The following is an 11049-nucleotide window of genomic DNA, read 5'->3' as shown; positions in this document are numbered from 1 at the left end:
CTTGAATCGGCTAAGCGGCCATTTTTCCTGAGGAATTTCGGGTCAAGAGCCCATCTTCCCGGAAGCCGGGCCGGAGCGATTCGGATGGGTAGTTCTGGGGCTGCACGAGAGGGTCTCGGGTCGGCAAGAGACCGCAGAGCCCACACCAGAGAACGCCTCGACTGGAATGCGCGCCGCTCGTGGCGACTGAAGCGATTGCGGCCGTCTCGCAGATGCTGTGCGCCAACAAGCAGATAGCCGGCAAGACGGTCCACGAGGTGCGAGCAAACATGAATACTTCGGAGCGACGGCCTTGCCGCCGAATGGGCCACGGCTCCCGATGCTGCTGAAAATCGAGTCATTCTGTATTTCGAAGCCGGCGGATTATACTTCGGCGTATGTCTGATCGTCTCAATGCGGCCTTGTCTTCCATCGCTCGGCCGCTTGCTGCGATCGCGATCTGCGGATCCGCGCTGCTCTTTGTGATCCCTCTTGCGACTCGTTGCCTCACCATGGCAGACGAGGGCTACCTCTTGTTGCAAGCCCTGGATATGGCCAACGGCAAGGTTCTCTACCGGGACATGGACGCCTTTGTGACGCCGGGCATGTGGTTCCTGCTCGCGGGCCTGTTCAAGCTGACGGAGCCGAGCGTAATTGCATCGCGGATTCCGGTAGTCGTTGCCTACCTGGCCCTCATCGTCTTGAGCTACCGAATTCCGTCTCGCATCGGCGGCGTGTACGCGGGGCTCAGCAGCGTCGGGATCATGATGATGTGCACCGTCTGGGCGTTTCCCGCCTGGACGTTTGCATTCTATTCGCCGTTCTCCGTGATGTTCGCTCTGGCGGGCCTCGAACGCCTGCTCGCGTTCCGCGCTTCGTCATCGCGCAGCGATCTGCTGCTCGCGGGATTGCTCCTCGGCCTCTCGATCTTGTTCAAGCAGAACTACGGAGTTTTCGCCCTCGTCGGGGTGTTGATCGCACTCATGGTCCTGCGCCTGGAGCAAGGGCAGTCGCGGGTCGCCTCGCTTCGAGGAGCTGCGGTCGATTCGTGTTGGCTCGGCGTTGGCATTGTTGCAATTGCTCTGCCCACAGTGATCTACTTGGGAGTTCACGGTGCCTTGGGGGACGCCTTTCGGAGCTTGTTTGTACACCCCCTGGAATTCAGCGGCAAGCACAACATCCCATATCTCGATCTAGCTGCGCTCTTCACGCCGGACTTCATGAGCGAGCCCCTCGACATCATGACCTATGGCGCCCAGCCGATCTACCGAACCCCCTTGCTGGGTGGCTTCGTCGGTTCGATCCGGCTGGTCGAACGCCTTCACGTTCTGCTGTATTGGTTTCCGCCGCTGATCTTCATCATGGGATCTACCCTGGTGTTTTTGGGGTCTGGTGATTCGCGAGATTCCGCACCGTCTCCGAAGTCTTCTGCTTTCCACGGCGGTCTGCTCAGCATTTTGTTGGTTTGTTTCGGTCTCTTCCTTGGTGTCTTCCCCCGGGCAGACTTCAATCACCTCATCAATGTCTATCAACCTGTGGTGATCGCCGGCGTGACGAGCTTTGCAGTCTTGCTCGACGGTCGCACAATGCCTTCTGTAGCCATGCGCAAGATCGTCGGCGTCGCGATCATTACCGTGATCAGTATCTATTTTGTTGTGAGTGCGTATTGGTACTCCGCCTTGGTTCGGACCATGAACTTTGAAGTTGGGGGTTCACGAGGAGGGGTGAAGGTTTCGCCCCCCGAAGCGTCGAGCCTCAACCAGGTGCTTCGGAATCTCGCACTGCTCAGTGACCCGGATGATGCGCTCTTGACCATTCCCGATATCGCGATGTTGAACTTCCTTTCGAAGCGGCCCATGCCGAGTGCCTATTACAATCTCTACGAACATCATATCTCTCACGACGGAGGCGCCGCCGTGGTGATCGGCGCGGAGAACCACAATACGCCAGTGGTCATCACGCGCTTGAACAACTTCTTCTCTGACCGCGTGGGCCTGCGGGACTACGCCCCGGTTCTGAGCGATTACATCGACACCCACTTCGAACAGCGGTACACGATTGGGCGAAGCGAGTACTTGCTCTACACCCGCAGAGAACGACCTGTCGCGAGTGAAAATTTTGCGAGTGTTCTCGAAGACTGCGATCAGCAATCGGACAAAGCGTCGATCGAGGACCATCTACTGTTTCGTTCTCTCTATCAGACGATCGGCGTGGGCTTTGCTAGCCGCGAAGATTCGCTCACGACCCGGTGCCGGGTGAAGATTCCCCGCTCGGGCGGTGAGTTCGTCTGGCAAATGGAGTACTCGCACCCGGCCAAGCTGCGGAGTCCGACGACACTTTTGATCGAGGTTTCGATCGAATCAAATCAGGAGCGTCACCCGGTCTTTTCGGAGAGCATCGAAGTCAAGCCGATCAACCCGCGAGTCAGCCGCTTGCCCGCGCCGCGCGAGTACCGGGTCGATCTTTCAAACTACGCCGGCCAAAGCGTCAATTTGATCATGCGGTCGACGCGAAACGGGCTGGTGGCCATGTCGACCTCTGCAATGCGCAGCTTTGGTGCGCACTGGCAGCATCCGCGCATCGTCGCACGCCAGCCCTAGCAACCCGTTGAAAAACCCTTCGGTCGCCAGGCACGGCCCTTCACCCCGATCTCTGCGTTGCGAAACCGCGGCCGTAGCTACGGCTACGCCCGCGATTCCGCGCCTTGATCTCGGGGCGAATGACCGCACCTGGCTCGGTCAGGGTTCTTCAACAGGCTGCTAGCAGTTCGTTTTACTCTTCCGGGTCGATGTATCCCAGCGCTCTGAGTTGTTCGACAATCTCGTCTTCGACACCAGAGGGGACGTGGCTGGGGTTCACGAACTCCAGGGCGATGACATCGTAGGATTTGATTGGGGGTATCGAGGCTGCGCTGGAATCTGCCTCTAGAAACGCGGCGCGGGTACCGTCCATATCCAATGCAGCGGGCAAGCCCAACCAGGACAACAGTGTGGGGGTGATGTCTTGAACAGAAACGTCGTGGGCGACGCTTGCTGGAGAAATACCAGAGCCGCTCGCGTAAATAATGCCGTCGATGGACTTCTCGGAGAAATGAGATCCCGTCAGGTGCAGCATGGATTCACCGGCTTCGAACCCGTGATCCGATATGACCATCACCAGGTCTTCCGGTCCCATGCTCGACGCAAGCGCACCGATCAGTGCGTCTGTGTATTCGTAGTACGCGAAGAGCGCAGCTTTGCCTGCTTCTCGACCCTCGGGCGTAGGAACCAGGTGGGGCGAATAGCCATCCGGAGGTTCAACGACACTCCAAAGATAATGAGAGATGCGATCAATTCCGGTCAGCAAGACCATGGTCAGATCCGGCGCCTCTGCGAGCGATATTTCCAGGGTCATGCGCGCCAACGCGCCGTCCTCTACAAACCGTCGCTGTAGTTCTTCGCGCTTCACCCAATGCGGAAGCATCTGACCCTTGCGAAAGGGGTCTTCGAAGTTGGGAAGAGGGGTCTCCTTGTTTTTGACCATTCCCGACAATCGGGCGATCCAACTATCGGGGTAGATGACCGCGCCGTACTCGGTCTTCTTGACCCCCACCAGCTCTTCGAGTTTCTCGATTTCCGTGGCGAGAACGTGATCCGATACCATGACTCCGTTGACCTTCTCGAGGGGGTAGGTGTTCCAGAAGTTCACCACCCCCACCTTGAAGCCCGCGTAGCAGGCGATGCTCCAGAGTGTCCGAGCGCGACGGTCAGTGCTGACATACAAGTGTTGTTGCCGGTCGCGTCCCAGGTACGAAAAATCCAGGATGCCGTGCTTCTCCGGAACCATGCCCGTCGCGATCGTGTTCCAGATTCTGGGGGAGACGATGGGCATCTGCGAACGCAGTGTCCCGTGGACGCCTCGTCGGGCGATCCTTGCGAGGTTTGGGAGTCTTCGTTCAGCCATCAATTGATCGACGATGCGCGGAGATGCTCCGTCGATTCCAATCAACATTACGCGTCGAGACGGGCTGTCCCCTCCGCAGGCGACGATCGCGACGAGCACCGCCGCGAAGGCGGCAAGCTGAAGTCCTGGACGCTGGGGAGGTCGGAAATTCGGAACTGTCGGCGCTTCGGTGTTCAAGGGCTCGCGGCTCCTGTTCCCGGGGCGTCAGTCGGAGGATTCGACAACCAATCTTTCAACTTGGTGGTGCGACGTAAAGCATCTGCATCGCGGATCGCAATCTCGAGTGCTCGGCGTTGGCCCAACAGTACCACCAGCTGTTTGCCTCGTGTCATTCCTGTATATAGAAGATTTCGCTTCAACATGATGTAGTGCTCTGTGAGCAATGGCATCACGACCGCCGGATACTCCGAACCCTGAGACTTGTGAATTGTAATTGCATAGGCCAGGGTCAATTGGTCTAGCTCGTCGAATTCGTAGCGCACCGAACGGTTTTCGAACGATGCGTCGAGGCTTTGCGCAGCTAGATTGATCTTCTCGACCCACCCGATATCTCCGTTGTAGACGTCCTTGTCGTAGTTGTTCACGACTTGCATCACTTTATCGCCCAGGAAGTAGGTCGAGCCGCTTCGCGTGACGCTCGTGGGCTGCCGAGAGTTTGGATTGAGTAATTTTTGGAGTTCGATGTTCAGCTGCTGGGTGCCCGCATGACCTCGGTGCATGGGGCAGAGAACCTGAACGTCGCGCACCGAGTCGAGACCGAATCGCGCTGGGATGCGTTCGCTCACAATGGTGAGCAAACGCTTCGCTGCATCTTGGCTGTCCCGGGTTTCGACGAAGTAGAAGTCGCTCGCTTCGGACGATTCGAGTTCGGGCATGTGCCCGGCGTTGACCGCGTGCGCATTCCTCACGATCTGGCTTTCCGCCGCTTGACGAAAGACCTGGTCGAGCCTCACGACCGCGACCGCCTTTGAATCGATCATGTCCCGCAGAACCTGCCCCGGCCCGACCGATGGAAGCTGATTCACATCGCCGATGAACAGCACGGCGCACGAAGTGCGCAGGGCGTCCATGAGCGAATCGAGCAGCGTGACGTCGAGCATTGACGATTCGTCCACCACGAGCAATTCACAATCAAGCGGATTGTTTGCACACCGCTTGAATCCGTGAGACCGCGGGTCGGCCTCGAGCAGGCGATGAATGGTTCGCGCACTGCTTCCTGTCGCTTCCGTCAAACGCTTCGCTGCTCTGCCGGTCGGCGCGGCCAATTGGATCTCGATTTTCTTTCGCTTCAGGATCTGTAGAATCGCGCGAACCAAGGTTGTCTTGCCCACGCCGGGTCCGCCGGTCAAGACCATCAGTTTCGTGGTGAGCGCTTGCCCGATGGCCTGGCGTTGATTCGGAGCCAACTGAATGTCCAACTGCCCCTGAACCCAGGCGATGGAACTTTCGAGATCGATCTCAGGCCACGGAACGGTACCTCGCGCAAGGCTGAGAAGCCGCGCCCCGGCCCGCTGTTCAGCTCGATACAAATCTGCGAGAAACAAACATGCCTGGCCGTCGACTTCGGTCCGGATCAGTTCCGAAGAGGTGATCAGTTCCTGGATTGCGGCTTCGACTCTGGACGGTGCAACCTCGAGCAGGCGCATTGCCTGTTCTTCTACCCGCCCGATCGGCATTCCGCAGCTTCCCTGCTTCAAGCCATCGCGCAGCACTTGACGGACTCCGGCACGCAGTCGCGCGGGGGCTTCTGCTTCAAAGCCGAGACGCTTGGCGAGGCTGTCCGCGGTGGCGAAGCCGATTCCTCGCACGTCGCGTACGAGTCGGTATGGGTCTCGCCGCAGAGTCGCGAGGGTCTGGTCGCGGTAGGCGCGATAGATCTGAACTGCGCGCTGAGTTCCAATTCCGTGGGAGTAAAGAAAGAGCATGACTTCTCGAACCGCTTTTTGCTCCCCCCAAGCCCGCGAAATGCGGGCGCTCCGCAGCTTGCCGATCCCAGAAATTTCTCGCAGCCTTTCGGGTTCGTCCTGGATGATGTCGAAGACACGTTCGCCGAACCGATCCACCAGCCGCTTTGCCAATCCGGCGCCGATCCCGCGTACGATTCCCGAACCCAAAAACTGTTCGATGCCCTCTCGCGTCGCCGGGGCTGAAACCCGAATGTCTTCGGCCTTGAACTGGAGACCGTGCTTCGCATCGTTGTGCCAGCAGCCCTCAGCTTCCACCCACTCTCCGACTTCGACACGAGCGGTTCGGCCCACCAGGGACGGTAGATCCCGCCGTCCATCGACTCTCAGGCGGACTACGCTGAAGCCGCTTTCGTCGTCGTGGTAGAGCACGCGGTCCACCACCCCAGCCAACCGGGCAGGCGATCCCGGCGAGGACGCCTCGAGGGCCAACGACTCCTGTTTTGGATGCTGTGGGCCCTTACTCCCGTAATCGGGTCTGTTCGTCATCACGCTGCCTCGGACGCAACTCACAATTGATTTCGTTCGGCTGTCGCGGTGATTTTCTCGTAGCCGTTGAATTCAGGATACCGGGTTTCGAGTCTGCACTAAAGCTGCCACCTAGTGTCGACCGATTTACCTGTCTGGAGGGAAATCCAGCATGAGTGACGCGACAGTGAACCCCGATTCGGTAGTGGCCGCTGGAATTCAGCGCGCCAAGCAAGTCAACAAGCGAGTGAATGTCCGGATCCCGATCCGCATCTCTACGATTGACCCCGAGATGGATCCCAAGACAGGCAAACTGTTCTTCTTCACATCCGACGAGTTTTCGACAAATGTCTCTCGAGGTGGTGTGTTTGTGACGACTTCGGAACCCATTGATCCCGGGCGTCGCGTGTTGGTGGAGATCGAGATTCCCAACGGATCGAGCATCCAAACGATCGGTCGCGTGGTGTGGAAGCGGCTCCCCATGTCGAGCGCTGAGACTCCTGCGCGGCAGCGGCCCGGTGTCGGGATTCAGTTTACCAGCGGGCGCCCAGATCTCTTCAACGAACTCGATCGCTACATCAGTCTGGCGGGACGGCGGCGCGACCAGGGCAAGGGCCTCAAGTCGACGAATCAACACGCGACCTGATCCTTCATCCGACCCCGTAATTCTCGATTTCATTTCGTACACAGCGAGATTGCCTATCGTCTGGTAAATCCCACAGTCTGGCTCCAGTACGCGTTCAGGCGAGATTTTATGAATTCGGAGTGCCGGGTTGGCCGATGTTCTAGAGGTCTGACCCGTGGGTTTCATGGGTATAACGAACGTTGATGATCGGGATGGCCACTTGGCGGAGAACGAATCGGAATCAAGCGAGAGCCGGGGATCGATTCGTGCGATCGTGTTCGATTTGTTCGATACCCTGGTCGACCTCTATTCAGAGAAGCTCCCACGCATTGAGTATCGCGGGTATCTGATCCCGGCATCCGCGCGGGCGTTGCACGCGGCACTTCCTCATCGCAGTGGGATCGATTTTGACGCCTTCGCGAGGACACTCGCGGAAGTCGACAACGAGTTCCAGAGGTCCCACTACAACAAGGGACTAGAGCTACCCAGCGAATTACGCTTTGGCGCCCTGTGCGATCGCCTGGGCCTGATGGATCCGAAACTTCCGGCCATCATGGCGCACGTTCACATGGGACTGCTGCGCGAACAAGTCGCGATGCCCCTGCACCATCTCGGTCTGTTGTGCTCGCTCGCTGAGCGGGTTCAACTCGGGCTCTGTTCCAACTTCAGTCACTCGGTCACAGCATGCGCGGTCCTCGAAGACTACGGACTGTATTCACATCTCGACGCCGTTGTCATTTCAGACGAAATTGGATACCGCAAACCGCGAGTCGAAATATTCGAAGCGGTACTCGATGAACTCGCCGTCGAATGTCACCAGGTCCTGCACGTGGGCGATTCGCTCAGCGCAGACGTTGCTGGAGCCGCTGCAATGGGGATCCGCAGCGTCTGGATCACGCGCAGGGTGAAGGACCCGGAAAAGGTCCTGGAGAAGCACGAGGGCCCGCGTCCCGACTATCAGATCGAAGATCTCGCGGAGCTCGAGGGGATCCTCGACCAACTCGACGCGGCCTGAAGCACGCTGAACTCGGATCTGGGTTCGACCTCACGCTCGGAGTGCGACAGCTGCCTCGCTTCCGTCGGCAACTGAGGCACCGGCGGTTCTCCGGCCTGCAGGGTGAAGTGGTACAACAATATTCCCGCATAGAGGATGAAGGCTCCCCAAAGACCGAGGCGGGCAATGCGGAAATTCTTGTGAACTACCAAAATGACCAGCCAGATTCCAACGACTACACATTTTTGAAATAGGAAGAGCATGTCGTTGGCCCGGATCAGCATGTCCATCAAAGGGTTGCCTTCTCCACCGCCCATACCCATCCAACGCAGGGTGAAGAACGCGTCCAGGATGTTGAGCATCAACACGCCGACCGTGAGCAGGAGATCTTCCCGGGTATAGGAGTCGACGTAGATGTTGTCGCTCTCACCGACACGCCGTCCCATCTTTCTGCGGTAGAAGCCCCGAAGAGAATCCCAGCCTCGGGTCGGAGACCCGCGGCGTTCCTCGCTCTTGCGCCGATCAACATCGGAATGTCGTTCGGCTTCCGAGGGGTCGCGCGAACGTTCCGGGTCCACGAGCTGCAACGGCGAATCGTGTTCGTTATTGCTGGATCTTAATTTTGAAGACAAGAAGGACTCCGGGCAGATCCGCGGTAATTGGGGAGGCGGGTGCCGTCGTGGGGTGTATCGGCATCACGGAGTCGAACTTGGACGAACTTGGTGACGAACTCGTTGTAGACCCGGAGAAATTTTCGACTTGCGTACTAGTGAATGGCATTTGGCTGTCGAAGTTGAAACACCCTCACCTCAGCCTCGAATCGAGTTCCATCCTCTCGGCTCATTTCGTAGCTTCCACTCATGGAGCCAAAGGGAGTGGAAAGCGGGCAGCCTGAGGTGTATTCGAACGATTGGCCGGGAGCGAGAGCGGGCTGCTCCCCGATGACCCCAGGTCCGTGGACCTCTTCCGATTTTCCGGTCGCGTCGAGAATCAACCAGTTGCGATTGAGCAACGTGACGCTCTGATCGGATTCGTTTGCGATGGTGATTGTATATAGAAAGAACCACTCGCTCTGGTGCGGTGAGGAATGTTCCGGTGAATACCGAGCGCGAACGCTGATGCGGATACCTTCGGTCACTGCTTCGGAAGTCGATAAAGATGCGTCTTCTGGGCTCATATGTGCCAAGGCTAGCAGGTTGGTTTGGATCGTCGCAGCGATGCTGCTGCATTTGGAGGAATTCTTCGTCGTTTTGCTTACCCTATGCATCGCGGTGTGTGCCCTGCTACTGCAACACGGTGACATTTAGGGTGCGTGATACGTAGTCTCGGTCGCCGAAGCTTCCGTAGCTCCCCGTCGACTGGATCTGCAGCGTTGACCGACTGGTTGTCCCTTCGATGTGCGACGTCGAGGTGCAGGTGACTTCGACCTGGAATCCGTCACTCGCCGCTTCGGTAAGGGCGAAGCTGGCGGCCGGACAACCACCACTATTGATCGCCTCGTAGATGGCCCACTCGGTGCCACTGCGCGCGGCCTGGAAGGCACGGGTGCCGAGCAACGCCATTGTGGCCGTCGCCTGGTGGGTCGCACTGATGTTGAGCATTGCACTACCCACCCCGGAGAGAATCACCAGGATGAAGATTGCAAACACCAGGGCAAATCCGCTCTCTTTGTGGGTTCTCGTCATGGGCTGTTGTCCACGTGTACCTGATGAAGCACTCGGACCCGTTCGCCGCCGTTCGCCACGACCAATTCGATCGTCACCAGGCCTGCCCGCTGAGGAGTCCCCGGCGCGTAGTCGAAGCTGCAGCTTTCGATCAGATTATTCATCAGAGAGGATGTAGCGCCGAGCAGAGGAGGGCTGCTCGGATCCGTTGGCTGACTCGAAGCGATGGGGTAGGACCAATATCGCGTCAGCGTGTTGCCGGACAGATCACAATCGTAGGTGACCGGAGTATCGACTACATACAGTCGTTGAACCGGAGACTCATAAGAGAATTGATGGGATGTCGAGAGGTTGATCTGCTGTTCGTCGCCATCTTGGGTGATGGTGATGTCCGTTTCGTCGGGGGTCACCGTGCCCGGATTGGCATCAGTGGCAGCATCGGTGTAGATCTCACTTCCCGTGCTGTAGATCGCAATTCGATGGCCGCTGCTCAGGGGGGTTCCCAAGGTGAAGCGCAAATGTGCAAACGACCCGAGGATATTGAAATCCGTATCTCCACCGAATGACAACCAGTCGCTGGCAGCGGTGTGGTCGTTGCCGCCGCCATTGTCACCGGGATCTCGGCGATAGCGTGCGCCGTCGAGTGCGCGAATGAATTCGATGGTTTCTGCACTGCCCGCGACGCGGATGCTGTTTGGCAGCGCCCGGCGCAGGTCGCGGGCGATGCGTCGTATCGAAGCATCGGCGAAGTCTACGAGCTGGGCGCGCAGCGAGAGATCTCGATAGGTCGAGAAGGGGAGTGCGATCAAGCGCGACAGTCCGATTGCGACGATTCCCATGAGTGCGATGACGATCACCAGTTCGATCGTCGTAAACCCCGTCAGCCTGCGTCGCTTGCCCGGACTCGACATGGGTCAGTTCCTGGTTCGATAGGCACTGACACTGAGGCTCGCAAGGGAGGGATGCGAGACCTCAATGTCGATGCGCAAGACCTGGGCGCTGGTCGTCAAAGTGTTGAGGGTGGCGCTGACGTTGACGTCGACGTTGATCGTGTAGGCATCGAGGCCGGTGATCGACGCACCGGTCTGATCCGTCGCTCCGGAATCACTCAGGCCGTCGTAGTCGCAGATATTGTCGTAGAGATCTCGACTCGCTTCTGCAGTAGGGCAAACCGCACCGGAGACCTGGTCGAGGTCCGGATCGATGTACATCTGGAGGAAAATCTCTTCCATGTACGTTTCGGCGATCACGATCGCCTGATGTCGGATCATGGGATCGGCGCTGCTGCGCAACGTAGTATCCATCACCATCATCGTGCCCGTGAGTGCGATCGAGAGCACGGTAATTGCGATGACCATCTCGATCAGGGAGAAGCCGCACTGGAGGCGGTTCATCCTTGAAGCTTGAGCGCGG

The 11049-nt window shown here is 58.3% G+C and carries 10 protein-coding genes; 3 read left to right on the top strand and 7 right to left on the bottom strand.

Annotated features, from left to right (window positions below):
• The first annotated feature begins 377 nt into the window (after positions 1 to 377).
• The gene (locus tag IH881_07095; protein ID MCH7867448.1) at positions 378 to 2579 is read left to right on the top strand and encodes a glycosyltransferase family 39 protein; all 2202 of its coding nucleotides are present in this window, start codon (positions 378 to 380) and stop codon (positions 2577 to 2579) included.
• A 172-nt stretch (positions 2580 to 2751) separates the two neighbouring features.
• On the opposite strand, the gene IH881_07090 is transcribed toward IH881_07095, so the two are convergent.
• On the bottom strand, positions 2752 to 4098 hold the full coding sequence (locus IH881_07090; GenBank protein ID MCH7867447.1) for an alkaline phosphatase family protein: 1347 nt from the start codon (positions 4096 to 4098) through the stop codon (positions 2752 to 2754).
• Entirely contained in the window at positions 4095 to 6374 is a 2280-nt protein-coding gene (locus IH881_07085) for an ATP-dependent RecD-like DNA helicase (protein MCH7867446.1), read from the bottom strand. Before IH881_07085 ends, IH881_07090 begins: the two co-directional genes overlap by 4 nt.
• A 151-nt stretch (positions 6375 to 6525) precedes the next feature.
• Here IH881_07085 and IH881_07080 point away from each other — a divergent pair, with 151 nt between their 5' ends.
• Entirely contained in the window at positions 6526 to 6999 is a 474-nt protein-coding gene (locus IH881_07080) for a PilZ domain-containing protein (GenBank protein MCH7867445.1), read from the top strand.
• Between the two features lie 199 nt (positions 7000 to 7198).
• A complete protein-coding gene (locus IH881_07075) occupies positions 7199 to 7993 on the top strand; it encodes an HAD family hydrolase (protein ID MCH7867444.1) in 795 nt (264 codons plus the stop codon).
• On the opposite strand, the gene IH881_07070 is transcribed toward IH881_07075, so the two are convergent.
• The 5 genes from IH881_07070 to IH881_07050 all read right to left on the bottom strand — a co-directional run bounded on the left by IH881_07070 (position 7936) and on the right by IH881_07050 (position 11030).
• Positions 7936 to 8604 carry a hypothetical protein gene (locus IH881_07070; protein MCH7867443.1) on the bottom strand — a complete coding sequence of 223 codons (669 nt, stop codon included), beginning with the start codon at positions 8602 to 8604 and terminating at the stop codon, positions 7936 to 7938. The genes IH881_07075 and IH881_07070 overlap by 58 nt on opposite strands.
• A gap of 134 nt (positions 8605 to 8738) precedes the next feature.
• Positions 8739 to 9149 carry a Co2+/Mg2+ efflux protein ApaG gene (apaG, locus tag IH881_07065; protein MCH7867442.1) on the bottom strand — a complete coding sequence of 137 codons (411 nt, stop codon included), beginning with the start codon at positions 9147 to 9149 and terminating at the stop codon, positions 8739 to 8741.
• Between the two features lie 106 nt (positions 9150 to 9255).
• Positions 9256 to 9657 carry a hypothetical protein gene (locus IH881_07060; GenBank protein MCH7867441.1) on the bottom strand — a complete coding sequence of 134 codons (402 nt, stop codon included), beginning with the start codon at positions 9655 to 9657 and terminating at the stop codon, positions 9256 to 9258.
• Positions 9654 to 10547 carry a type II secretion system protein gene (locus IH881_07055; protein ID MCH7867440.1) on the bottom strand — a complete coding sequence of 298 codons (894 nt, stop codon included), beginning with the start codon at positions 10545 to 10547 and terminating at the stop codon, positions 9654 to 9656. Before IH881_07055 ends, IH881_07060 begins: the two co-directional genes overlap by 4 nt.
• A 3-nt stretch (positions 10548 to 10550) precedes the next feature.
• Positions 10551 to 11030, bottom strand: a complete 480-nt coding sequence (locus IH881_07050; GenBank protein MCH7867439.1) for a prepilin-type N-terminal cleavage/methylation domain-containing protein — start codon at positions 11028 to 11030, stop codon at positions 10551 to 10553.
• Positions 11031 to 11049: the final 19 nt, after the last annotated feature.

The sequence above is a fragment of the Myxococcales bacterium genome, assembly GCA_022563535.1.
In the GTDB taxonomy this organism is placed as follows: domain Bacteria; phylum Myxococcota_A; class UBA9160; order UBA9160; family UBA4427; genus DUBZ01.
This window is presented reverse-complemented; position numbering and strand designations above follow the sequence as displayed.

Bases quoted from the DNA above. Each gene is read 5' to 3' on its own strand.
- IH881_07080 (MCH7867445.1), top strand. From the start codon at position 6,526: ATGAGTGACGCGACAGTGAACCCCGATTCGGTAGTGGCCGCTGGAATT.
- IH881_07050 (MCH7867439.1), bottom strand. From the start codon at position 11,030: ATGAACCGCCTCCAGTGCGGCTTCTCCCTGATCGAGATGGTCATCGCA.
- IH881_07060 (MCH7867441.1), bottom strand. From the start codon at position 9,657: ATGACGAGAACCCACAAAGAGAGCGGATTTGCCCTGGTGTTTGCAATC.
- IH881_07055 (MCH7867440.1), bottom strand. From the start codon at position 10,547: ATGTCGAGTCCGGGCAAGCGACGCAGGCTGACGGGGTTTACGACGATC.
- IH881_07095 (MCH7867448.1), top strand. From the start codon at position 378: ATGTCTGATCGTCTCAATGCGGCCTTGTCTTCCATCGCTCGGCCGCTT.
- apaG (MCH7867442.1), bottom strand. From the start codon at position 9,149: ATGAGCCCAGAAGACGCATCTTTATCGACTTCCGAAGCAGTGACCGAA.
- IH881_07085 (MCH7867446.1), bottom strand. From the start codon at position 6,374: ATGACGAACAGACCCGATTACGGGAGTAAGGGCCCACAGCATCCAAAA.